The sequence below is a fragment of the Micromonospora costi genome (assembly GCF_003626655.1).
Lineage (GTDB): Bacteria > Actinomycetota > Actinomycetes > Mycobacteriales > Micromonosporaceae > Micromonospora > Micromonospora costi.
Window position 1 is genome coordinate 95,647 of the sequence record NZ_RBAN01000008.1, and the last position, 23,859, is coordinate 119,505.

Annotated in this window: 21 protein-coding genes and 1 riboswitch; of the genes, 7 read left to right on the plus strand and 14 right to left on the minus strand. The window is 73.8% G+C overall.

Going from position 1 to position 23,859, the window contains the following annotated elements; genetic code table 11:
- Positions 1–37: 37 nt before the first annotated feature.
- Positions 38–688: a LysM peptidoglycan-binding domain-containing protein gene (locus D7193_RS30435; protein WP_120783111.1), complete on the minus strand. Its 651-nt coding sequence runs from the start codon at positions 686–688 to the stop codon at positions 38–40.
- A riboswitch (cyclic di-AMP (ydaO/yuaA leader) is annotated at positions 687–870 on the minus strand. Its footprint overlaps the gene before it by 2 nt.
- 475 nt (positions 871–1,345) lie before the next feature.
- Between D7193_RS30435 and D7193_RS34425 the strand changes: the two genes are divergently transcribed.
- The 4 genes from D7193_RS34425 (at position 1,346) to D7193_RS30455 (ending at position 5,483) form a co-directional block, all read left to right on the plus strand.
- Positions 1,346–1,684, plus strand: a complete 339-nt coding sequence (locus D7193_RS34425) for a hypothetical protein (protein ID WP_241563647.1) — start codon at positions 1,346–1,348, stop codon at positions 1,682–1,684.
- Positions 1,685–1,958: 274 nt separating this feature from the next.
- A complete protein-coding gene (locus D7193_RS30445; protein WP_120783169.1) occupies positions 1,959–2,702 on the plus strand; it encodes an N-acetyltransferase in 744 nt (247 codons plus the stop codon).
- 165 nt (positions 2,703–2,867) lie between these two features.
- Positions 2,868–3,200 (plus strand): putative quinol monooxygenase, encoded by a 333-nt coding sequence (locus D7193_RS30450; protein WP_120783112.1) that lies wholly within the window; start codon positions 2,868–2,870, stop codon positions 3,198–3,200.
- 87 nt (positions 3,201–3,287) lie between these two features.
- Positions 3,288–5,483 (plus strand): FUSC family protein, encoded by a 2,196-nt coding sequence (locus tag D7193_RS30455; protein WP_158674891.1) that lies wholly within the window; start codon positions 3,288–3,290, stop codon positions 5,481–5,483.
- On the opposite strand, the gene D7193_RS30460 is transcribed toward D7193_RS30455, so the two are convergent.
- From D7193_RS30460 to D7193_RS30490, 7 genes are all read right to left on the minus strand, one after another.
- On the minus strand, positions 5,428–6,024 hold the full coding sequence (locus D7193_RS30460; RefSeq protein ID WP_120783114.1) for a TetR/AcrR family transcriptional regulator: 597 nt from the start codon (positions 6,022–6,024) through the stop codon (positions 5,428–5,430). The genes D7193_RS30455 and D7193_RS30460 overlap by 56 nt on opposite strands.
- Complete coding sequence (locus tag D7193_RS30465; RefSeq protein WP_120783115.1) at positions 6,014–6,478, minus strand: SRPBCC family protein; 465 nt, start codon at positions 6,476–6,478, stop codon at positions 6,014–6,016. The genes D7193_RS30460 and D7193_RS30465 overlap by 11 nt, the downstream gene beginning before the upstream one ends.
- A gap of 30 nt (positions 6,479–6,508) precedes the next feature.
- Entirely contained in the window at positions 6,509–7,129 is a 621-nt protein-coding gene (locus tag D7193_RS30470) for an L-threonylcarbamoyladenylate synthase (RefSeq protein ID WP_120783116.1), read from the minus strand.
- A gap of 306 nt (positions 7,130–7,435) precedes the next feature.
- The gene (locus tag D7193_RS30475; RefSeq protein WP_147434480.1) at positions 7,436–8,653 is read right to left on the minus strand and encodes a cupin domain-containing protein; all 1,218 of its coding nucleotides are present in this window, start codon (positions 8,651–8,653) and stop codon (positions 7,436–7,438) included.
- Positions 8,654–8,776: 123 nt separating this feature from the next.
- On the minus strand, positions 8,777–9,658 hold the full coding sequence (locus tag D7193_RS30480) for a nucleoside hydrolase (RefSeq protein ID WP_120783118.1): 882 nt from the start codon (positions 9,656–9,658) through the stop codon (positions 8,777–8,779).
- Between the two features lie 6 nt (positions 9,659–9,664).
- Positions 9,665–10,444, minus strand: coding sequence for a hypothetical protein (locus tag D7193_RS30485; RefSeq protein ID WP_241563649.1), 780 nt, complete (start codon positions 10,442–10,444; stop codon positions 9,665–9,667).
- A gap of 69 nt (positions 10,445–10,513) precedes the next feature.
- A complete protein-coding gene (locus tag D7193_RS30490) occupies positions 10,514–13,693 on the minus strand; it encodes an amidohydrolase family protein (protein WP_120783119.1) in 3,180 nt (1,059 codons plus the stop codon).
- 1,175 nt (positions 13,694–14,868) lie between these two features.
- Between D7193_RS30490 and D7193_RS33600 the strand changes: the two genes are divergently transcribed.
- Complete coding sequence (locus D7193_RS33600) at positions 14,869–15,084, plus strand: YbaB/EbfC family nucleoid-associated protein (RefSeq protein ID WP_158674892.1); 216 nt, start codon at positions 14,869–14,871, stop codon at positions 15,082–15,084.
- A 96-nt stretch (positions 15,085–15,180) separates the two neighbouring features.
- Positions 15,181–15,420, plus strand: a complete 240-nt coding sequence (locus D7193_RS30500) for an SDR family NAD(P)-dependent oxidoreductase (protein ID WP_120783121.1) — start codon at positions 15,181–15,183, stop codon at positions 15,418–15,420.
- Here D7193_RS30500 and D7193_RS30505 read toward each other — a convergent pair.
- The 6 genes from D7193_RS30505 to D7193_RS30530 all read right to left on the minus strand — a co-directional run bounded on the left by D7193_RS30505 (position 15,329) and on the right by D7193_RS30530 (position 22,301).
- The gene (locus D7193_RS30505; RefSeq protein ID WP_120783122.1) at positions 15,329–16,885 is read right to left on the minus strand and encodes a bifunctional 3-(3-hydroxy-phenyl)propionate/3-hydroxycinnamic acid hydroxylase; all 1,557 of its coding nucleotides are present in this window, start codon (positions 16,883–16,885) and stop codon (positions 15,329–15,331) included. The genes D7193_RS30500 and D7193_RS30505 overlap by 92 nt on opposite strands.
- 115 nt (positions 16,886–17,000) lie before the next feature.
- Complete coding sequence (locus D7193_RS30510; protein WP_120783123.1) at positions 17,001–18,032, minus strand: alpha/beta hydrolase; 1,032 nt, start codon at positions 18,030–18,032, stop codon at positions 17,001–17,003.
- 14 nt (positions 18,033–18,046) lie between these two features.
- Positions 18,047–19,276 carry an SGNH/GDSL hydrolase family protein gene (locus D7193_RS30515; protein WP_120783124.1) on the minus strand — a complete coding sequence of 410 codons (1,230 nt, stop codon included), beginning with the start codon at positions 19,274–19,276 and terminating at the stop codon, positions 18,047–18,049.
- A gap of 153 nt (positions 19,277–19,429) precedes the next feature.
- Positions 19,430–20,389, minus strand: coding sequence for an alpha/beta fold hydrolase (locus D7193_RS30520; protein ID WP_120783125.1), 960 nt, complete (start codon positions 20,387–20,389; stop codon positions 19,430–19,432).
- A complete protein-coding gene (locus tag D7193_RS34430; protein WP_120783126.1) occupies positions 20,382–20,849 on the minus strand; it encodes a hypothetical protein in 468 nt (155 codons plus the stop codon). Before D7193_RS34430 ends, D7193_RS30520 begins: the two co-directional genes overlap by 8 nt.
- A gap of 111 nt (positions 20,850–20,960) precedes the next feature.
- Positions 20,961–22,301 carry a nicotinate phosphoribosyltransferase gene (locus D7193_RS30530; RefSeq protein WP_120783127.1) on the minus strand — a complete coding sequence of 447 codons (1,341 nt, stop codon included), beginning with the start codon at positions 22,299–22,301 and terminating at the stop codon, positions 20,961–20,963.
- 278 nt (positions 22,302–22,579) lie between these two features.
- Between D7193_RS30530 and D7193_RS30535 the strand changes: the two genes are divergently transcribed.
- The gene (locus D7193_RS30535; protein ID WP_120783128.1) at positions 22,580–23,806 is read left to right on the plus strand and encodes a PucR family transcriptional regulator; all 1,227 of its coding nucleotides are present in this window, start codon (positions 22,580–22,582) and stop codon (positions 23,804–23,806) included.
- Positions 23,807–23,859: the final 53 nt, after the last annotated feature.

Sequence of the window (23,859 nt, forward strand, 5' to 3'; positions counted from 1 at the left end):
CCGGTGGATCGGAGCCCGCTGGCGGCCGCCGGACGGATCAGAGGCTGAGGCGCTGGCCCGGGAAGATCAGGCCCGGGTCGTCGCCGACCACGCGCTTGTTGCGCTCGTAGAGGGCGTGCCAGCCGCCGGACACGTTCTGCGCCTCGGCGATCTGCGACAGGGTGTCGCCCGCCTTGACCACGTACGTGCCGCCGGTGGACGGCGTGGTGGTGCGTCGCTCGGTGCGGGTGGTGGTCTTCTCCCCGCCGGACGACCGCTCGGTCCAGCCCGTGGACTTCGACGAGCCGGTGGACTTCGACGAGCCGGTGGACTTCGACGACGTCGACCCGCCCTTCTTGCCGCAGGTCGGCCAGGCGCCGATGCCCTGACCGTCGAGCACCTTCTCGGCGATGGTGATCTGCTCGCCGCGGGTCGCGAGGTCGGCGCGGGCGGCGTACTTGGTGCCGCCGTAGCCCTTCCAGGTGCTCTGGGAGAACTGGAGACCGCCGTAGTAGCCGTTGCCGGTGTTGATGTGCCAGTTGCCGCCGGACTCGCACTGGGCGATGGCGTCCCAGTTGACCGCGGCCTGCGCGGGTGCGCCGGCCCCGAAGACGGCGACGGCGCCGGTGACCGCGCCGGCGGCGAGGGTGCCGACGGCGACGCGACGGGCGCTGACGGCACGGTGACGGGCGTTGTACGAAGATGCCATGGATGTCCTCCACGCCGACGAGGTGAGCTGTCGGGTTCGGGCTGAGGTGCCCGGCCGCTCTGGGCGGCTTCACCCCGAGGCGCCGCAGCGGAACCGCTGGGCGCCGAGGAACGGTGGGTCCCCCGCTCCTGCCTGGATGACGAGTGCCGGCGACCGGCGGCAGGATTTGGCGTTACCGGTCGCGGTGTCCGCGTTGGCGGACCCGATCGACGTTAGGCACCGTTCGGGTGGATCGCCCACTTCGTGTGAAGTTGTTCACCGATCCATGCGGGGCGGCCCGCCGTCGAGTTGCGACGGTCGCGGGACCGTGCGATGAGAGGCATCGAGGGGTCGAACACGAGCCCCGGGGCGGTCGAACCGGTCCGCCGATACGGTGGGCGGGACCCCGCGGCGGCGAACGGGCGCGGCGTCCGACGTCGAGGGTCCACGTTGACGCACCGCAGCCGGGCCGTTGCCGTCCGTGGTTTCCGCAGTTACCGGCGCCGACATCTCTGGTGATGACCGCGACACGACGGCTCACGGACAGCGGTCCTGTCGGCCGGGTGGGCAACAATCCGAATGAGAAGCCTCCGCCAGTTCACGTCGCCCGGCTGTCGGGGTTTACCTGGGGGGCACAGCGGTGAAGGTAGGGCGGCACAGGAACGAGGGGGGAGAAGCATGTCCGAAACAGAACGCGTCGAGGACGTCACAGATCGTCCCGACTGGGTCGCGGATCCGCTGCTGTGGAAGCTCGCGCTGGGGGTGGCCGACGCGCACGAGCCCGACGGCGAGGGCGGCTGCCGGAACCTGCTCTGCGCCGGCGAACCGTGGCCGTGCACGGCGTGGAACAACGCGCAGCGGGCGCTGCGCGCCGCGCAGGGCGAGGCCGTCGCGGAGACGACGTCCGCGCCCGGATCGCCGGCCGGCTGGTCCGGCGCTCCGGTGGTGCCGGCCGCCCGCCGTGCCACGACCGCGGCCACGCCGCAGACGTCCGGGGCGACGGCCTCGGCGGCCTGACCGCCGGCACGACGACCCGGAGCGCGGTCCCGCCCGACCCGGACCGCGCTGTGGTGCCGCCCGGTGACGCCGGAGCTGAGCGGCGCCGGCCACCCCAACCGGGTCACGACGGCTCAGCGGCATGCCGGCCGCCCTGCCACCTGGCAGGGCGGCCGGCCGTCGGAAGCACCGGACGCCCGCTCCACCGCACCGGGCCTTCGACACGGCACGCCGCCACCGCCGCGTCGGCGAATATGACGTGCGGCCCGTTGGCCGGACCTTCTACGGTGCCGCGGTGACCATCGACATCGTGTGCCTGGCCGACCGCCCCGAACTCGCCGCGCTGCTCGACGACGATTTCGAGGGAGCGTGGCCACCGTTCATGCTCTGGGACCCGATGGGCGCGGTGTACTACAACGTGGCCCACGAGCTGTACCCGGAGTTCGTGTTCGCCGCCGTCGACTCGGCCGACCCGGGCCGCGCCGTCGCCCGCGCGTACGCCGTGCCGTTCCGGTGGACGGAGCCGGAGCTGCCCGACGGCGGCTGGGACCGCGTCATCCAGCGGGCCACGATCGGGCGCCTCACCGGGGCCGAGCCGACCATCGTGTCGGCCATCGAGATCTGCATCCGGCCGGACCGGCGCGGCGGCGGCCTCTCCGCGCTGATGCTCGACGCCATGCGGCAGGCGGTGGCGAAGCAGGGGTACGACACGCTGGTCGCACCGGTACGGCCCAACGGCAAGCACACCCGGCCCGACCTGCCGATGGCCGAGTACGCGGCCCAGGTGCGCGCCGACGGCCTGCCGGTCGATCCCTGGCTGCGGGTGCACGTGCGGGCGGGTGGACGGATCGAACGCGTCGCCACCCGCTCGATGACGATCGCCGGCACGCTCGCCGACTGGCGTCGGTGGACGGGCCTGCCGTTCGACACCTCCGGCCCGGTGCACGTGCCCGGCGCCCTCGTGCCGGTGCACTGCGACGTGACGCACGACCACGCCGTCTACGTGGAGCCGAACGTCTGGGTCCGGCACCGGCTGTAGGCGCCGCACGAGCCCGCGTCGCCCACAGCCCGGCACCGCGCGAGGACCGCAGCTACGCGCGGCGCACGGCACGCATCCGGTGCGCGGAAGGGCATCCGGCCCACCGGACGGCTACCGTGAACGTCGTCCGGCGCCCCGACCCGGGCGCCCGCCGGGAGGTACCAGATGATCTTCATCACCGCCAAGTTCCGGGTGCTGCCCGAGCACGCCGACCGCTGGCCCGAGATCGCCGCCGAGTTCACCCGGGCCACCCGGGACGAGCCGGGCTGCCTGTGGTTCGACTGGTCCCGCAGCGTCGACGACCCGACCGAGTACGTGCTGGTCGAGGCGTTCCGCGACGGGGACGCCGGTGCCGCGCACGTGCAGTCGGCGCACTTCACGGCCGCGCAGCGGGCGCTGCCGCCGTACCTGGCCGAGACGCCGCGGATCGTCAACGTCACGGTCCCCCAGGACGACTGGTCCGAACTCGGCGAGATGGCCGTCCCCGACCGGGGGTAGCGCCGGGGATTGCGTCGAAGCGGCCCGCGCCGCCGACCCGGGATGGAGAATGACCGGGAACGAGGTGCGTGCGACGGGGGTCCAGGCGTGCTCGGAACCGGCCTCCTGAGGTGGGTGCACCACCGCGACCCGGGGTACGTGGCCGTACGGCGCGCCGCTCGGCTGACCCTCGTCGTGTCGACCGTCTTCTACGGCAGCCGGTACGGCATAGGCAACCCGACGCTGGCCACGTACGCGCTGTTCGGCGCGATCGCCATGGGGACGTTCGCCCAGCTTCCCGGCTCGGCCCGCAAGCGCGCCGGGATCCTCCTCGCGGCGCTGCCTCCGGCGTGGGTGCTGATCGGGATGGGCACCGCGCTGGCGGGCAACACGTGGGCGGCCGCCGCCGGGATGCTCGTCATCGGGTTCGTGGTGGCGTTCGCCGGCGTCGGCGGGCCACGCCTCATCGGCCTGGTCGGCGCCCTGCAACTGTTCTACATCCTCGCCTGTTTTCCGCCGTACCAGCCGCAGACCCTCCCCGAGCGGCTGATCGGCGTGACGCTGGGCGTCACGCTGCTCGCCGCCGCCGAGGTGGTGCTGTGGCCGGATCCGGTGCCGGTCTCCTACCGGCAACGGCTGGCCGACGCGGCGGACCACCTCGCGGCGTTCCTCGACCTGACGAGGGAGACCCTGCGTGGCAGGCGCGATCCGCGCGAGCGGGAGGCCGTGCACCGGGCGGCTTCGGAGGCGTTGGCGCGGCTGCGGCTGGCCGACCTGCCGGCCGAGCAGCGGCCGATCGCCGCCGGCGTGGAGGACCGGGCACTTCGGGCGTGCGTGGCGTCGATGCAGGTGCTTCTCGTCAAGGCCGCGCGGCTGGCGGCGGAGGCGCCACCACAGGGGTCGATCCCCGACGTGGCGACGCGGCTGCTGGCCGGGTGCGCGGACACCACGCGGACGGCGGGCCGTTCCCTGCGTCGCGGCGAACCGACCGTGACGCTCGACGACCTGAACGCACGGATCGCCGCCTCCGAACAGGCCCGGCCCACCAGTCGGGACGGCACCGTCCTCGTACCGCAACTGTGTGTGGAAGCGGCCACCCTGAGCGTCGCCGAGCAGGTCCGGATCCTCGCCATCTCCGCGCGGGTGGCCGCGGGGGCGCCGGCCGATCGCGAGGACACCGCGGCGAGGGCCTACCAGGACCTGTTCGCCGACCGGCCGCGCCACCCGTGGACGCTGTACTGGCAGCAGTTCCGTTCGCACCTGACGATCCGGTCCGCCCCGTTCCAGTCGGCGCTGCGGCTGGCCGTGGCGCTGGCCGCCGCGCGGGTGATCGCCGGGGTGCTGGCGCTCATGCACGGTTTCTGGGTGCTGCTCGCGACCCTCACCGTGCTGCGGACGTCGGCCGTGGACACCCGGACCGCGCTGAGGCCCGCCGTGCTCGGCACGATCGGCGGCGCCGTCGTCAGTGGGCTGCTGATGCTGTTCGCGAACCGGTCGGTCATCTACGTCGCCGCACTGCCGGTCGCCATGGTGCTGGCCTTCACGGTGGGGAAGCTCCTGGGGCCCGCCTGGGCGCAGGCCTTCTTCACCCTGCTGCTCACGTTCGTGTTCGCGCAGCTCGCTCCCGGAGGGTTGCAGCTGGCCGAGGCCCGGCTGGTCAACGTGCTGCTCGGCGGTGCCGTCGGCGTCCTCGCCGGTGTGTTCATGTGGCCGCGAGGCACGCGCCGCGAGCTGCGGCGCAATGCCGCCGTGGCGCTCCGGGCCAGCGGCGAGGTGCTCGTGGGCGTCGTCGAGGCGGTGCTCGGGGGCGAGCGCCCGGACGGTGCCCTGGAGCGGGGCCGCCGGGCGGTGGTGCTGGCGGACGCCTCCTACGCCCAGTACCATGCCGAGCGCCCGGACCCAGGGACGAGCCGCGTCGACTGGCCGTCGGTTCTGGCCGCGGGACACCACGCTCTGCAGGGTGCCGAGTCGACGCTGTACCGGAACCCGCCCGGATGCCTCACCGGCTGGCCCGAGACGGCGGCGCAGCTGCGCGGCGCCGTGGGACGGTTGCGGTCGGCGTACGACCGGACCGCGGAGCAGCTGGTCCGCGGCGACGTCCCGGAGCCGGGGGTCACGCCCATCCGGTGCGTGGACGAGCTGAGCGGGATCCGCCCGATGCTCGACGAGCGCGGGGACGGGAACGCGATGCGGCACCTCGCGGAGATCCAGCTGCTCCTCGCGAACTGCACCGACGGGCTCACCCGGCTCAGTCCCCCGGCTCCACTGCGGCCGGAGGTCGCCCGTCCGGGCGAGAGGTCGTGACGAGCCGCGCGAACAGGTCGGCGGTGGCGTCGAGCAGCTCCCGGTCACCGGTGACGAGCAGGTCGAGCAGCAGGCCGCGGGTGGCGGCGAGGCCGAGCCGGGCGCGCTGGCGGGCCTCCGCTTGGTCGAACCCGAGGCCGGCGAAGAGGTCCTCGACCGGTCCGGTCCAGGCCGCGACGACGGAGGCACGGAACTGCTCCGTCCAGGTCCGGTCGTAGAGCGCGTGCGCGTAGATCTCGAAGAACAGCCGTTCGGCCGGTGCCAGCGCCGGGTCGGCCAGGCGTTGCCAGAACCGACGGCTCACCTCGACCGGGTCGTCCGTTCCGTCGGTGAGCGAGACGAGCGCGGCCCGCTGCTCCTCCTCCACGCGCCCGACGACCTCGGCGAGCAGCCCCTCCCGACTACCGAAGTGGTAGATCAGCATGCGGTGGCTCGTGCCGGTGCCGGCGGCGATCTCCCGCAGGCTCAGCTGACTGAACCCACCCTGCTTCAGGAAGTCGACGCACCGGTCGAGCAGCGCCGCGCGGGCGTCACCGGCCACCGGCGGCCGGCCCCTCGTCCGCGGTCGTCCCGTGGCCCGCCTCGGCGGCCGCCTTGAGGCCCGCCGCCTCCATCCGCAGGTACCGCCGGGTCCGCGCCGCGATCAGCAGCGCGACCAGGCCGGCGAGGGGACCGGTCTGCCGGATGCCGATGGTGATCCGGGTCGCCCCGTCCGCCTCGGGCGTCAGCCGGTGGTAGGCCAGGGTGTGTACCCCGGGGGCGCGCGCCTCCCACGCGTACGACTCGCCGTCGCGTACCTCGCAGACCCGCCACACGGTGACCGGCAGGCCAGGCTGGCGGATGCGGAACCGGTTGCCGACGGCCAGCGCCGGGCCGTCGAGCGGCTGCACCGACGACATGGACGCGGTCCAGCGCGGATAGGTCGTGACGGCCGCGAGCGCGGCCCAGGCGCGGTCGGCGCCGGCCGTGGTGGTGATCGTCTCCCCGTAATCCATGTACCAGATGGTACATAGAGCGGCGTACGGCTACTCGAACCGGGAGGGGTCGCCGGCCCCGCGGCGCAGCACCTCCGGTTCGTCCTGCGACAGGTCGACCACGGTCGTGGGTTCCTTGCCGCAGTCACCGGCGTCGATCACCGCGTCGACGAGGTGGTCCAGCCGTTCCTTGATCTCCCACCCCTGGGTCATCGGCTCGTCCTCGCCGGGCAGGATCAGGGTGCTCGACACCAGCGGCTCGCCCAGCTCGGCGAGCAGCGCCTGGGTGACCGCGTGGTCCGGGACGCGGACGCCGACGGTCCGCTTGCGCGGATGCAACATCCGGCGCGGCACCTCCCGCGTGGCCGGCAGGATGAAGGTGTAGCTGCCCGGAGTCGCGGCTTTCACCAGCCGGAAGACCGAGTTGCTGACCTTCACGAACTGGCCGAGCTGCGCGAAGTCCCGGCAGACCAGCGTGAAGTGGTGCCGCTCGTCGAGCCGGCGGATCTCCCGGATCCGGTTGAGCCCGTCCTGGTTGCCCAGCTGGCAACCGAGGGCGTAGCAGGAGTCCGTCGGGTAGGCGATCAGACCACCGCCTCGGACCAGGTCGACGATCTGGCCGATGGCCCGGGGCTGCGGGTTGTCCGGGTGCACGTCGTAGTACCTCGCCATGTGTCGAGCCTAGTGCGGAGCGGTAGCCCCGCCGCGCCATCGGCGAACGCCTCGACGGCCGCATTGCCGGCCTCGTCCCCCGTTGTCCGCACCCGGTGGGCGGCTCGCCGGCAGGAAACGTCGACCTTCCGTGCACCTCACGTTCGCCGACGGCGGCTAGCTTTCGCAGGAATCAACACAATCCGACCCGAAAGCCGAAGAAACATGACCGAGATTCTCGTCAAGGTGGCCGCCGAGGTCCTCGCCGGCGTCCTGATGGCCCTCCTCGCCACCCTCGCCCGCCGCCTGCTGCGCACCGCCTGACCGTCAGCTCACGCCGTACCGGGCGATGGTCGGGGTGTCGTTGATGTCCGGGCCGAAGAACAGGAACACCACGAGATCGCTGTCGCCCGTGTTCTCCACCGTGTGCGGGGCGGTCGCCACCGCGTGGCTCACCAGCAACTCGTCGGCGTCGGCGTCACCGCCGCGGACGTCGTGGCCGCAGTACCGGCCGGCACCCGACCAGACCAGCAGCGAGTAGACGCCGTTCTCGGTGACCGTGTGCCGAGCGCCGGGCGGTACGACGAGTTTCTTCCCGCTGAACTTCGACGTGTTGTAGAAGATCCACCACTCGCGGCCACCGCCCGGCCCGGTCTCGATCGGCTGGGGCGTGAGGTGGTTGTTCTCGTAGAAGAACGGGTCGCCGTTCAGCTCCCACTCCACGAAGTTCAGCGGGAACCGCTCGCCGTAGGCGCTGCGGTCCTCGGGGCGTACGTCGTGGAAGAGCAGGTCCTTGTCGATGATCCGGCCGGCGTTGAGCGCCTGGAACATGGCGAAGACGTCCGAGTCCTCCTGGAGTTCCACGGTCAGCGCCGTGCCGGGCCCGTGCAGCACCCCCGACGGCACCTGGAAACCCTCGTCCGGCACCTGCACCTCGGCGCGCGAGTGCCGCAGGATGAGGTCGCTGTCCCAGTCCACGAGGTACGGCAGCAGCACGTCGTACGCCCGCTCGCGGGCGATCCACGGATGCACGCCGAAGAACGTCTCCGGGTGCGCACCCATGTCGACCCCGGCCGGGAAGTAGTACGCCTCGTCCTTCGACCGCCTCCCCATCAGCTCCGCGAAACGCTGCGGCGGGTGGATGTGGTACGGGATCCGGTCGCCGTAGTCGAGCAGCTTCGCGAGGCGCCCGAGCCCCTGCGGATGGCTCTCCGCGTACGCCTCACCCATGATCGCGGCGGGGTCGGCGGCGACGGCGTCCCGCAGGGTCATGCGCGGCCGCCGCGTCGAGTCGACGACGTGGCTGAGCCCCTCGTCGGCCGGGCCGACCCGGTTGTCGGCCTTCGTGGTCGAGCCCAGCCAGCGCTCGCACAGGTAGCCCCGCTCGCCCAGGTCGTACGCGTCCTCGGGCAGGCCGAACCGCCGTCCGGGCGGCACCAGGTCCCGCGCCACGAAGGCCGGGGCGAGGCGGAGCACTCCCCCGCCGTCGTGGAGCAGTTCCTCGACGAGCTGCCGCGGCGGCCCGCCGGTCATCCCAGGGTCCACGACGTCCGATTCTTGACCACGAACAATGCTAGGCCGAGCGGCGCCGGGTATTTGTCGGAACCGGAGAGGACGACCGGCGGCCAGGGCCCGGGAGGTCAGCCGGCCGCGCGCGGAGGTGGCCCGTCATGACCGTGCGCCGTCGAGGACCGTGAGGTGGTGGTCGAGGAACGCCTCGGGCCGTACGTCGACGGCCACCTCGTGCGGCCCGCCCGCGTCCCGGCGCCACGCCGTGGCGCCGGCCGACGGCCCCGGCTCGCGGCCGACCGTGACCTCCCCCGCCTCGAACACGCACAGGGACGGGTCGAACAACGTCGCCGCTGCCAGCGGGTCGTGGAACGTGACCTCCGGCCGCTCGGCGAACCAGGGCGCGGCCATGTCGGCGACCGGGCGCAGCAGCGGGTTGGCGCAGTGCTCCAGGAAGGCGTCCGCGTCCATGCGCACCCGGGTCGTGACGTCGAGACCGACCGAGCGGTGCACGGGCACCGGCGCCGCGTACACACGGGCCGCCGCGTGCGGATCACAGTGGATGTTCCACTCCGGACCCGCGACCGTCGTGAACGCCCCGCCCATGAGCACCAGCGACTTCAGCAACGACGGGATCTCCGGGTCGACGGCGAACAGGAGCGCCACGTTCGTGAGCGGCCCGATCGCCAGCAGCGTGACCTCGCCCGGACGCGCCCGGATCGTGCGACGCAGGAACTCCACCGCCTCCCCGGTGGGGAACGAGGTGTCGTGGGCCCAGCGGGCCAGTGCCACCGCCTGCGGCGGCGGGGCCTGCACGGGCGGGCTGGCCAGCGGCTCGGCGGCGCCGGGAAGGATCGGCACGCTGCGCCCCGCGGCGCGGCACAGCACGCTCGCGAGCGCGGCCCGCTGCTCCGGGTGGGCGGTCACCGTGGTGACGCCGAGCAGGTCGCAGCGGGGCTGCGCCAGCAGGTAGGCGAGGCAGATCGCGTCGTCGATGTCGTTGCCGATGTCGGTGTCCAGCAGGACGGGTACCGTCTCCATGGCGGCTCAATCATCCCCCGGACCGGGGTCGGTCGCGTCTCCCGGCGGAAGCCTCGCCACGATCGCGGCGGCCACCGTGGTGGCCTTCTCCTGTGCCATCGCCGTGATCTCCGCGGCGGTGTTCCCGTGGCGCGGCCACAACGCCAGCGCCTCGACGCTGACCAGCAGCGGCCCGTACGCGAAGAACAGCCGGGCGTCGCCCGGCAGGTACGTCATCCCGGCCTCGCTCTCCGGGTCGACACGGCGGACCGTCGCGGTGGTCACCCGCGCGCCCGTCGCGCCGACGGTGACCGTGGCCGCCGCCTGCCGCGCGGTGGCCAGGCCCATGCGGAGGCGGAAGTCCCCGCCCGGGCACCTCGCGGCACGCAGCCGGTCGGCCGCCGCGCCGGCCGTCGCCGCATCGGTGAGCCGCGCCACCTCCACGGTCACGACGGTCGTCGGGCGCGCGACGGCCTGGAAGGACGGCACCGCGTTGACCTCGATCTGGCCCGCCCAGACCGCGTCCACGCTCACCTCGGGATCCCCGGAACGCGGGTCGGTCACGAACAGTTCGCAGGGCCGGTAGGACACCTCGCCGCTCTCGACGTCGCTCTGCGCCACGTCGTCACCGACGCCCGCCTCGTCCACCGCCGCGCGAGCGATCGCCAGGAACGCCTCCGGCTCGTACGGCGACGCCGGGGAAGCGGTCACCGCGGGCGGCGGGGGCGCCGGCCGGACGGAGTGTCCCCCGCAGCCGGCGAGCCCCGCCGTCACCAGAATCCCCGCGACGAACCGTCTTCCGCGCATCCGACCCCCGACCGTGAGCGCACGTGCCGTGCGGGCCGCAGCATACTGATCGTCGTCGGGCCCCGGTGGTCAGCCCTCGGCGCAACACGAGTGGCGGCCGGCCTCCACGTAGTCCGGGTCGTGCCACCAGTACCGCGCGTTGTCGGGGTGTTCCGGCAGCGCCGGCAGCACCCGGTTCCGGGGCGCCGGGGTGGTTTGCTCGGCCACGCCGGTCGCGGTGGTCGGCGTGCCCGCGCCGGTCGCCGTGGCCCGCGCGGCCGCGCCGGTCGCGAACGGGGCCAGGAGCTCGTCCACGCCGTGCAGCACGCCGTTGACCATGGTCTGCCGGACGTCGGCCGCCTCGTCGATGTCGCGCAGCGGGTCACCGCCGAGCACCACCAGGTCGGCGTACGTGCCGCGCGCGATGCGGCCGACCGGCTCCTCCAGGAACTCTCCCGGCACCCGGGTCGCGGTCGTCAACGCCTCGTACGGGGTCAGCCCGTACGCGACCATCGCCCGCAGGTTCAGGTGCAGGCTGACGGCGTTGAACGCGATCGGTGAGTCCGTGCCGCTGATCACCCGCCCACCGCCACGGATCATCGCCGCCGCCTGGGCGACCTGGCGGGCCAGGTTCTCCCGGTTGGCCGTCTGGTCGGTCGTCTGCGCCGACGTGACCGCCGCCTGGAGGGCCGCGTACTGCCACGGCGGGTAGAGCGTGCGGACCCGCCGGTCGGTGACCAGCGAGGTGTCCTCGCGCAGCAGCGTGTTCGCGCCGAACAGGGTGGGCGTGCGCGCCGCGCGGGAGGTGTTGAAGATGTCGATGACGTCCTGGTAGCCGGCGCCGATCGCGGTGACGGTGCGGGAGTAGCCGAACCGGTTCGTCGCCCCGGTGTGCTCCATGCCGTCACTGCCGAAGGCGAACGCCGGATAGTGGTAGTGCGAGGTGGCGTGAACACCGTGCCGGTGTGACCAGTCGACCACCGCGCGCTGCCACACGACGGGCAGCCGCACGTACGCCTTCATGAGGTCGTAGTCGAGGGCGCCGGCCCGTTCCAGCTCCAGCTCCAGCTGCCGCTCGTCGAAGGTGGGGCGCATGAAGTTGTAGTAGATCCGTGGGCCGTCGATCGCCTCGCCTGTGCCGAAGTACCGCGGCCCGATCCGGGCGCCGGACTGGATCGACTCCCGTTCCTCCACCATGTGGTACGCCGGGCTGCCCGGCGACCGGGTGGTGGTCACGCCGAGGGACAGCCACAGGGCGTTCTGCCGCGCGCCGTAGCCGTACCCCTGCATCTCGCGGTGGTGGTGCATGTCGATGAGACCGGGGATCACCACGCCGTCGCGGGCGTCGACGATGCGCCCGTCGCGGCCGGGCCGCGACGGTTCGACGGCCACCACCCGGTGCCCCTCGACCACCACGTCGACGTCGTGGCGCAGCTTCGGCGCGGTGCCGTCCCAGAGGCGTCCGGCCCGGATCACCGTACGCGCGCGCGGCCGGCTGTTCGTCCAGCTGAGACCCACCGGGACGGTCCGCGGCGAGCCGCCGTCGGCGGACACCGTCCGCAGCCGGCCGTTGTTGAGGTACAGCAGGTGGCGGGAGTCGCCGCTCCAGCTCGGCGCGTCCGTGACCTCCTGGGTCACCTGGCGGGGCGTGCCGTCGAACGTGCCGTCGGGGTGGACGTCGACCACCCACAGGACGCTGGCCACCACGAACGCCATCCGCCGGCCGTCCGGGGACCAGACCGGCCCGTCGTCGCCGCGCGTCTGGATCGACCGGTGCGGCATCGGATCGACGTAGCGGGCGGCGCCGGTGGTCCGGTCCACCAGCAGGATCTTGCTGAGGCCCTCCCGGTAGCGGGCCGAGTACGGCACGACCGCGGCGAGGGCGATGGTCCTGCCGTCCGGTGACCAGGTGGGGCGGCCGGGTTCGAAGGTGGCGCCGAAGACCGGCTGCACGTCGCCCGAGTCCACCTCGACGGTGTAGAGCGCGCCGTTCTGGTCGAGGAACGCGAGCCGCTCGCCGTCCGGTGACCACGTGCCCGACACCGCCGCCCGGTCCGGCAGGTCGGTCAGTTGCCGCTCCGCACCCGTACGCAGGTCCCGCAGCCAGATGTCCAGCGTCCCCGCCCTGTCCGTCGAGTACGACAGGTAGCGCCCGTCCGGGGACCACGCCGGATCGCACTTCCACCACTGGTCCCGGGTGAGCGGGCGGGGCGGCTGCCCGATCGTCATGAGGTAGATGTCGTTGAGCGCCCGGAACGCGACCTGGCGGCCGTCCGGTGACAGCGTCGGGCTGCCGATGCCGACCACCGGCCGGCGGATGGTCGAGTCGAAGTCCCGCCGCCGCTTGCGGTAGCGGGGGGTCGCCACCGTCACCGCGGCCACGAAGCCGATGTCCTGGTGGCGGTCGCCGTCGAGGCGGCGGCGCCGGATCCGGCCGTCGGCGGTGTAGACGAACTCGCGGTCGGAGCGCCACGACACCCGGAACGGGTACGCGTCCTCGCCCGTCACCAGGGGCGAATCCGCGCGCCACAGTTCGCTGCGCCCGTCCAGCAGGCGGTGGTAGACCAGGTCCCGGCCGTCCGGTGTCCACGCCGGGCTGTGCAGCACGGCGCCGGCCGGGGCGGTGACCGCGGTGGTCCGGGCGCCGCCCGCGAGGTCGACCACGTCGATGCGGGTGTTGGCGACCACGAACGCGATGCGGGTCCCGTCCGGCGACCACGCCGGCTCGTACTCCTCGGCCGCGGTGTCGGCCACGACGGTGCTCTCCCCCGTGGCCACGTCGAGCACGTGGATCGCGTAGCTGCCGGTCCGGTCCGAGGAGTACGCGATCCGCCGCCCGTCCGGCGAGAAGCGGGGCTCCCGGTGGTCGTACGGGCCGTGGGTGAGCTGGCGCAGGCCGGAGCCGTCGGGGCGGATCAGCCACAGGTTGAAAACGCCGTCCCGGTAGGACTGGAAGACGATCGTCGAGCTGTCCGGCGCCCACTCGGGCTGGGCGATGTCGTACAGGTCGCTCGTGAGGCGGCGGGCCGGCCCGCCCGACGACGGCAGCACCCACAGCACGCTCACCAGGTCCATGGCGATCAGCCGGCCGTCCGGCGACAACTGCGCCGCCACGTCGGTGCCCTGCCGGAGGCTGACCCGCCGGCTCCGGTCCCCCGACCCGTGGCCCTCCGTCGCCAGCGCCGGTTCCCCGGTCGCGATGCCGCTTCCCGCCAGCGCCGCCGCACCGGCCGCTCCCGCCAGCAGATCCCGTCTCCGGACGCCCGTCATGATGCCTCCCCGTCGAAGCCACTGATCGAACAACACCGATCGTTGTCCCCGCCGTACGCCCCGGGACAGCGTGCACCTGCGGGCGAGCGGCCAGCGGACGGGCTGGAGCGGTGACCGGCCGGTCGTACGCGTTGAGCGGCACGCCGGATACCCGCGGTGAGCGTGATCGACACCAGATCGCCGATGTGGCGGTGTCCAACACACGCAGACCCCGCCACATCGGCGAAACGGAGTCGATCACGTGGACCCGATCAGCGCCGCGAGGCGGGGACGGCCGCGCCGCCCCGCAAACGGAGCGCCGATCGGCACCCGCCGGCCGAGGACGTCCGCGCCGGCCCGCAAACGGGGGCACCGTGCCCTCGGCCGCGGGCAGACCGGGTTGATCGACTCGCCTTCCTCGAAGTCGCGGTGTCACGACGGCCGGAACACCGCGACTTCCACGAACCCGAGTCGATCACCACACATGATCGACACCAGATCGCCGACCTGGCGGTGTCCAACGCACGCAGACCCCGCCACATCGGCGAAACCGAGCCGATCACGTGGACCCGATCGGCGCCCGCCAGGCAGAGACGGCCGCGCCGCCCCGCAAACGGAGCGCCGATCGGCACCCGCCGGCCGAGGACGTCCGCGCCGGCCCGCAAACGGGGGCACCGTGCCCTCGGCGCAGGCAGGCCGCGTTGATCGACTCGACTTCCCGGAAGTCGCGGTGTCACGACGGCCGGAACACCGCGACTTCCAGGAGCCCGAGTCGATCACGACACCCGACCATGCGCCGGGCCCGGGGCGGCGGTGCGCGTTCCGGCGATCGAGCGGGCCCTTCCCCGGCATCGGGTTGGCCGGTCGCGCCGGCCCTTCTCGTATCGCCGGCGTGAAATCCCGGGCCCCGCGCGTACGGGCCGCGTGAAGATCCTTGTCCCGTACCGGCCGGTCGCGGTGTGCTGGTCGTGTCGGGCAGGTGGAGCCCGACCAGGTGAAAGGACGACGGTGGTCCCCTCGATACGGCGCCCCTCGACCGGGCTCGCATGGCCGGCGGAAGGTGCGGTCCAGACAGCGCACCGGCGCGCGCCGCGGCCGGGCGACGGACGCCGCTAACCGTCCCTTCCACCCTCCCGCGGCAGGTCCCGGCCGGTTCGGCCGGGCCTGCCGCGCCCTCGTTCCGGAAGGAGCAGATCATGGACAACCACAGCGACGCGCGGGCCGTCACGGCGTCCGATCCCGGCGGGTACGTCGAGGTCACCGTACGACCGGACGGACGACTGGCCGCGCTGCGGATCGATCCCCACGCCATGTACGACCTGACCGCCGCCGAGCTGGCGAGCGCCTGCATCGAGGCGATCCAGCGGGCCTGCTCGGCCGGGGCCGGCTCGGGCCCGGCGCGGGCGGCCTGACCGGGAGCCCAGAGGACCACCGATGCCACGCACGACCATCACCGACCGCACACGCTTGCCCGCCCCGGCCGCCGCTCACCGGCCGATACGCCCAGGATCGCGCTCGTCACCGGCGCCGCGGAGGGCATCGGCCGGGCCGTGGCCGCACGGTTGGCTGGCACGGGCTGGCTCGTCCTCGTGCACGGACCCGGTGGCGCCGACAGCGCCCGGACGGTCGACCACCTGATCGGCGAGGGCGCCGACCTTACCGGGAGGCCGGACGCACGGCCAGGTCTCCGCCGCGAAGCGGCACGGGAAGGGTGCCGAGCAGGAACCGGTCCGGCCGTACGACCGTGACGGCGGCCCGTCGCGGTGGCCGGAGCGCACCGGCGGGGTCCTCGACGACGGCGCAGCCCGCGTCGACCGTCACGGGGCGGCCCGGCACGGCGACCGCCAGGATCACCGCCTCGCGCGCCGCCGCCCACTCGCGTGCCCCGGCGTCCATCGCGGATCGCGGATCGACGCCGTACCCGATGACGGCCCACCGGGTGCCGAGCAGGTCGTCGAGCCGGACCAGGTCCCCACCCCGGACGCGTACCCGCACGTCGGGCAGGAGCCGTCCGGCGTCGGGGCGGGACCCGACGGCCGCCCGCGGAAGGCGGCGGGCGGGTTGGGCCCGCTGGGCGCGCCGGCTCACGAACCCCTCCAGCCCCGGCACCGATCCCGCAGTACGGAGCACCGCCCGCAGCAGGGCCGAACCGACGGGACTCCGGCTCTGCACCACGCGGCCCGCCCGCAGCGCCATCCGGGTCGTGGCCCGCACGTCGGGTCGCCGCTCCCGCTCGTACCCGTCGAGCAGGTCGTCCCCGTCGAGCCCCCGCGCGACCTGCGCGAGCCGCCAGGCGAGGCTCGCGGCGTCGCGGATGCCGCTGCCCAGCCCCTGGCCCACGAACGGCGGCATCGAGTGCGCGGCGTCCCCCGCCAGCAGCACCCGCCCCCGGCGCCACCGCGCGGCGGCCCGGGCGTGGAAGGTGAACACGGCGGCGCGGCGCACCCGTACGGCGTCGGGGTCGACCCACGCGCCGATCAGCTCGCGGACGGTCGCCTCGCCGGCCATCCGCTCCGGGTCCTCGCCCGGCAGCAGCATCCACTCCCAGCGGTACGCTCCGGGACGGGACATGGTCACCAGTGGACGGCGCGGGTCCAGCACGAAGGACATGGTGGGTGGCGCGGTGAGGTCCGCGCCGGTCGTGGCGTCGACCACGAGCCACGGCTGGGGGAAGCTCACCCCGTCGTACGGCAGGTCGAGCAGCCGGCGGACGCTGCTGGACGCGCCGTCACAGCCCACCACCCAGCCGGCCCGGACGGGCGTGCCGTCGTCGAGCGCGACCCGCACGTGGCCGTCGCCCTGCTCGATCTCCACCACCGACCGGCCGGTGCGCACCGCGACGGTCGGCAGCGCGGACAGCCCGGCCCGCAGCGCCGCCTCCAGCTCGGGTTGGTCGATCAGCGCCGGCTGCGGTGCGGCCGCTCCCGGGTCCGGGACGTCGACGGTGAACAGCGGCCGGTGGTCGGGGCCGAGGACCCGGGAACGCCGCACGGTGGCCGCCCACCGGCCGGTGTCGTGCAGACCCGGCACCCGGCCGAGGATCCGCATCACCTCGGCGTCCAGCGTCGCGGCGCGCGGCAGCGGGTGGGGCTCGTGATTCGGGTCGACCACGACGACGGTGGCGCCGTGGGCGCCGAGGAGCGCGGCGAGCACCCCACCGACCGGTCCGCAGCCGACGACGACCACGTCGACGGTGTCGCTGGTGCCCGCCATCGCCCACTCCCCGCGTCCGGCAACAACTCGGTAGGGATCCATGGTGGCCCGCGCCGGCCGGCGCGTGGGGGCGCCCGCCGGTGACCGGACCGGTCACCGGCGGGCGCCCCGGCGGTCACTCCTGGGCCGTCCCCGCCGCCCGCCCCGTTCCCAGCGCGCGCAGCAGCATCGGCAGGGCCCGGTGCAGTTCCCGCTGCCAGTACGGCCAGCTGTGCGTTCCGGGGCCGTAGAAGTCGGTCTGGACGGACACCCCGCGCTCCCGCAGCCGGTCGACGAAGTCGACGTTCTCCTGGTGGATGAGCGCCTCCAGGCCGTCGGTCGCCCCCGGCGGGTCGAACGGTCCGCCGGGGGTGCCGTCACCGGTGGCCACGAACAGCGCCGTGTGGCGCAGCCGCTTCGCGAGGTGGTACGGGTCGTGCGCCGCCCAGATGTGCCGCTGCGCCACCGGGTCGCCCCACAGCGCGTACGGGTCCAGGCCGGTGCGCCCGAAGAACGGCAACCAGTACGAGGCGTCCCGCAATGGGTGCACGACCCCGCTGAACGAGGCCGCCGCCCGGAACATGCCGGGGTTGCGGGCCGCGTACGACATCGCCCCGAAGCCGCCCATCGAGAGGCCGGCAACCGCCCGCTTCGAGCCCGCCCCGTACCCGCGCTCGATGATCTGGCGTACCTCGGTGAGGTGGAACGTCTCCCACGCCGGGGCGCCGCCGCTGCCCCCGTTCCACCAGTTGCTGTACCAGCCGGCGGCGCCGGCCTCCGGCATGACGACGAGGACGTCCCGCAGCTGCGGGATCGTGGCGACGTCCGTCGAGCGGGTCCAGCTCACGTACGAGTCGCAGCAGCCGTGCAGCAGGTAGAGCACGGGCCACCGGTCCCCGCGCCGCCGCTGCTCCCATCCGTCGGGGGTCAGCAGTCGCACGTTCGCCGTCCCGCCGAGCGCCGGGGACTCGATCGTGAGGTCGACCAGGCGCGGGCCGACCACCGTCTCCCGCGTCACGTACGCCCCGTCGGAGGCCCGAACGGGCGCGGCGGCGGCCGCGGCACCCGTCGCCGAGCCGGTCGCCGCGACGGCCGGCGCTGGTACGGCGAGCCCGGCCAGCACGAGCGCGGCCGCGAGGGCGACCCGAAGCCCCGATGATCTCCTCATGGCAGCTCCCGTCCTCAGCAGATGTCGCGCAGGTCCACGGCGCGCGCCATGGCCGTGAAGCCCACGTCGCCGGGGTGCAGGTGGTCGCCCGAGTCGTACGCGGGGTTCAGGCGGCCCGGGTCGGCCGGGTCGCGGGTCGCCGCGTCGAGGTCGACCACCGCGTCGAACTCACCGGACGTGCGGATCCACTCGTTGACCGCCTGGCGGTCGGCCTCGCCGGCCTCGCTGTAGTAGCCGGCGCCCTCGTACGGCAGGACGGTGGCGCCCACGACCCGGATGCCCGCCTGGTGCGCCCGCGCGATGAACTGCCGGTACACGGCGATGATCTGCTCCGGTTCGAGGGCGCCGCGGCTGTTGCCGATGTCGTTGATGCCCTCCAGCAGCACCACCGAGCGGACGCCGGCCTGCCCCAGCACGTCGCGGTCGAACCGGGCGAGCGCGGAGTCACCCGCGGAGCCCGCGTTGGACAGCAGCCGGTTGCCGCTGATCCCGGCGTTGAGGACGCCGCACTGCCGCACCTCGGGCCGCTGGAGCAGCCGGTCGGCGACCTGGTCGGGGTAGCGCAGGTTCGCGTCGACCGTCGAGACGACGCCGTCGGTGATCGAGTCGCCGAAGAAGACCACCGACCCGGCCGCCCGCGAGGTGACGTCCACGCCGGAGAGGAAGTACCGCGCGGTGTCCAGCCGGGCGAAGGCGCCGCCGGTGTCCGAGGTCGCGTCGCCCGTGGCGCGGAACGAGGTGGCGTAGCCGGCCGGGTGCCAGGTCGTCGGGCCGGTGGGCCCCGGCAGGTACGTGCTCACGACGAGGTCGGAATCGGCGGCGACCCGGATCCGCAGCGGGTCGGACCACCACTCGACCCCGGCGGGGATGCTCACCGACCGCTGGCCGTCGAACGTCACCGGGCGCAGCGCCCGCGCGTCGACCTGCGGCGTGCCCGCGCCCTCGGTGCGGGGGGCCACGGTGACCGCCGCGACGGTCAGCGGAGTGTTCCCGTAGACGTTGCTGAGGCGTACCCGGATGCTGTCGCCGCCGATCGACAGGTGCGCGACCTGCCGCAGCGTGGTGTCCGTGAAGCCCGTGGCCGACGTACCGGTGGTCCGCGGCTCGGCCACCGCCGCGGTCCAGCTGCCCACCCAGTCGGTGCGGCCGTGGGACTCGGCGGAAGCGCTCGCGGGAAGAAGCCCGATCAGGGCGGCGACCACGGCGGTGGCGGCGAGACGGCCTCGTACACGTTTCGATGTCACAACCCAGCTCCCTTGTCGACACTGATGCGGTAGCCGGCCGGCGCGGGTGATGTAATCACGTACCGTGATCAACTGACAGCGAACGGAGGGCACTGGCGGGGTCAGCGCGGCGAGCGGACGATTAGCTGAGCCGAACGGACAGGGCGACTGCGATCAGCGGCTATCGATGCGAGCCGACCATTCACCTCGGTGGGAAGCCCGTCGGGCAACGGCAGCGGCGAGGAAGTCGGTGATGAGGGCGGCGAGTTCCCGGGGCCGCTCGGCGACCATCGCGTGGCTCGCGCCGGCGAGGTGGAGCACGCGCAGCGAGGGGTTGTCCACACCGGCGAGACACTCCGCGGTCGCGCGGCGGTAGGCCGTGTACAGCTCGTGGAACGCCTGCTGTTCGGGCAGGTCCTCGGTGGCGAGCACGAGCAGCAGCGGGCACCGGGTGTCGCGGTAGGCGGGCAGGAGGTCGATGCGCTCCATCGCCGCCCGGAGCTGCCCGGTCAGCTCCGGCCCGGGCCGCAGCCGGCTGCGGCCGCCGTCGCACGGCACGAGGTTGCGCTCGAAGGCCGCGGCCCAGTCGTCCGGCGCGGCGCCGTAGCGTCGGGCCGTCGCGCGCTGCGCGGCCAGCGCCGCCGCCACCTGATCGGCGCCGAGCGGCTCGGCCAGCATGGCGGCGATCCCGTCGAAGGCGGCCCTCAGCCTGGCCAGCTCCGTGGCCGCCCGCTCCGGGTCCATTCCGGCGAGTTGCTCCGGGCGGCCCAGTGTGGGGTTCCCGTCCAGGCTGACCGCGCCAGGGCACTCCGGGTGGCGCTGCGCCCAGAGCGCCGCCAGCATCCCGCCGAGGGAGACGCCGGCCACGGCAGGAGGGTCGAGTCCGAGCCCGTCGGTGACCGCTTCCAGGTCGGCGAGCGCGTCGTCCCAGCTCCACGGGCCGTCCCCGGATCGCCCGTGGCCGCGCAGGTCGACGGCGACCACGCGGTGCGCCGGCCGCAGATGCGCGGCCAGCGCCGTCATGTGGGCGAGGTTGCCACCGGCGCCGTGCAGGAGCAGCAGCGGGCGTCCGGGTCCGCCATGGTCGCGGCACGCGATCGGCACCGACCCGGAACTGACGACGGTCTCACGCATTTCTGGTCCCCTCCTGAAGCAGCCGGTCACGGACGGAGGCGGTGAGCACGCCCCCCTCGGGATGGCGGGCCAGCTTGCCGCGGGAGGCCAGGTCGTGGACGCCTTGGCGGGTGATGCCCAGCATCGCGCCGGCCACGGCGTACGACACCTTCTCGGCGGCCGGGTGACCGACCCGTCGCGCCACGACCTGGCCCAACGGGCTGCGCCACCAGTCGAGGGGAGGGTCGAACGGCCCGTCCCCGGGGTAGAGCGTCGCCATCACCCGCATGATCGCGCCGACGGCCGCCCGGTCGTCGCCGTCCACCATCACGGCGGCCCACGACCGGGCGCGCGCCCGGATGACGTCGCGCAGGGGGTCGACCGCGTCGTGGCCGTCGAGCAGGATCTCGAGCGGATCGAGAAGTCGGATGTCGATCAGTCTGACGAGCTGGTCGACGAGCTGATCGTGGCGTGGTCTCATGCCGCTCCCTCCGTACTTGACATCAATCGTCAAGTACTTGACGGCAGATGTCAAGCGCGGACTCGTCCGTCGTGCGGCGGGATTTCGCCGCGACGCGGTGGACCAGTGCGGTCAGTACGTGCCACCCCGGCGCACCTCGGCGGCCACTCGCTCGTGCAGGGCGGTGAGCGCCGGGCTGACGGTGGCGGCCAGCGACTCCGGATCGGCGAGCCGCCGCGCCGGCTCGGGCAGCCAGCGCAGGTCGGCGTCGAACCGGCTGCGGGCGGCGCGCACCGCACCGGCCGGGTCGACCGGGTCGAGCCGACGGCCGTCGCGCATGACCGGCACGAGCACGGGTTCCCGGCCACGCGGGGCCGGCTCGTCGCGAAGGCCCACCACGTCCCCGCTGGCGCCGGAGGGGTCGCGGAAGACCTGTTTGGGACCGGGCAGGGTAGCCTTGCCCGGCGACAGCTTGAGCACCGGCCGGTCGCCCACGGCGACCAGCTTGTACGCGCTGTCCAGCGACGGCGCGTCGTACGAGACGCCCATCTTCGTCCCCACCCCGTACCCGTCGATGGGGGCGCCCGCCGACACGAGCGCGGCGATGACGTCCTCGTCGAGGCTGCCGCTGGCGACGATCTGCGCTCCGGTCAGCCCGGCGCCGTCGAGGATCGCCCGGGTCTCCCGGGCCAGCGCCGCGAGGTCGCCGGAATCCAGGCGCACGCCGAGCGGCCCGGTGAGGCCCAACTCGGTGATCACGTCGACCGCCGCCCGCACACCGGCGGGCGTGTCGTACGTGTCCACCAGGAAGATCGGGTTCGTCGGGAAGTCGGCCGCGAACGCCCGGAACGCGGACCGCTCGTCGAGGAACGCCTCGACGTACGAATGGGCCATCGTCCCGGACGGGGTGAGCCCGTAGCGGCGGGCCGCCTCGACGTCGCTGGTGGCGGCGAAGCCGGCGATGGCCGACGCCCGGGCCACGGCGGCGCCCGCCTCGATCCCGTGGGTCCGCCGGTACGCGAAGTCGATCAGCTGGGCGCCGCCCGCGGCGAGCCGGCAGCGGGCCGCCTTGCTGGCGATCGTGGTGTGGAACGTGATCAGGTTGAGCACGCCGGTCTCCACCAGCTGCGCCTCGGCGATCGGCGCGGTGACCTCGAGCAACGGCTCGTCGGCGAACACCACCCGCCCCTCCGGCACGGCCCGGACGTCGCCGGTGAACCGGAGTGCCGACAGCGCCGCGAGCGTCGACCGGTCGAAGCCGACGGTGTCGCGCAGGTAGGCGAGATCGTCGGCCTCGAAGGCGAACTCCTCCAGGAAGGTGAGCGCCTCGGCCAGCCCGGCCGCCACGAGGAAACCCCGTCGGGGCGGCAGGCGGCGAGCGAAGAGGCTGAACGTCGCCCGGTCCGTCATGCCGCGACGCAGGTAGCTGGCCGCCATCCGCAGCTCGTACAGGTCGGTCCGCAACCCGGTCATGCCATCACCTCGGCCACCGCTCCACTGTGGGGGACACCGCGCCAGCGTGTACGGCAAATCGGAAGATCTCGGGCCTTGTCATCGGATGTCGACCCGGCAAACGGCCGGCGACGGCGGTGAAAACGCAGCTACGACCCGGTAGGCGGTTGTCGCCGTCGATGGTGACCAGCATGATCGTTCTGTGGCCGCGGACGGGCAGGCCTGGGGGCTTGTGATGCCGCCCCGTCGGGGTACCTGTCCATGGTGGGACGTTCCCGAGAGGAGGCGAGCAGGATCTCATGGAGGGGGAGTTGCAACGCCTCGTCGACGCCCTCGCCGCGTACGCGGGCCGGCCCGCGCTGATCGAGGACCGGCGCCAGCGGGTGGTGGTCTACAGCGAGCACACCGGGCTGATGGACGACGTGCGCCGGGCGTCGATCCTGCGCCGGCAGACCACGCCGGAGGTGATGGCGTGGTTCCGCAACACCGGCATCATGGACGCGCGCGAGCCGGTACGCACACCGGCGTCGCCCGAACTGGATCTGCTGCCGCGTGTGTGCGTGCCGATCCGCCACCAGGACCTGCTACTGGGCTTCGTCTGGTTCATCGACCCGGACGGCACGATGGCCGACGCGGACATCGCGGCCACCGGCCTCATGAGCGAGCTGTCCCTGGCGCTCTACCGGGAGAACCTGCTCGGCGAGCTGGCCTCCCAGCGGGAGATCGAGGCGGCGCGCACCCTGCTCTCCGACAGCGAGGCGACCCGGGACCGGTCGGTGCGGGCCCTGCGGGAGGCCGGCATGATCGCCGACGGGCCCGCCACCGCCCTGGTCGCGCAGCTCGTCGCGCCGGACGGGGGGCCGCCGGACGAGGTCGCCCGCCTCGCGCTGGAGCAGGCGCTGGTCACGAGCCGCCGCTGGATCGGCATCCGGGAGGCGCTGCACCTGGTCCGCGACGACCACGGGGTGCTGCTGCTCACCGGAGGCCGGGGTGCCGGGCGCCCCTCCCCCGAGGTCGCCGCCAAGCTGCTCGACGACAACCTGCGACACGCCGCCCGTGGGCTCGGCTCCGTGGAGCGCACGGTCGTCGGGATCGGGCAGCCGCGGCGGGGCCTCACCGAGGTCTTCGGGTCGTACGGCGAGGCGCTGCAGGCCGCCAAGGTCGGCGTACGGCTGCCCGCCCTCGGCAGCGTGATCTCCTGGTCGGGTCTGGGCATCTACCGGGTGCTGTCCCGCCTCGAGGGCCGGCGACTCGACATGGCTGACGTGCACCCCGGGCTGGAACGGCTGCTGCGCGAGCAACCCAACCCGGTGCTGTTGCAGACCCTGGAGCGCTACCTGGACCTGGCCGGCAACGCCCACGCCACCGCCGAGCAGCTGCGGCTGCACCGGACCACCCTCTACTACCGCCTGCAACGCATCGAGGAGCTGGCCGAGACCGACCTCAAGGACGGCAACGAACGGCTCTGCCTGCACCTGGCGTTGAAGCTGGGCCGGCTCACGGGCGCGTACCGCCCGGACGACTGACCGGGCGCGGCCGGGGCAACTGACCCGGGCGCGGCCGCGGCGGACGCCGAGCC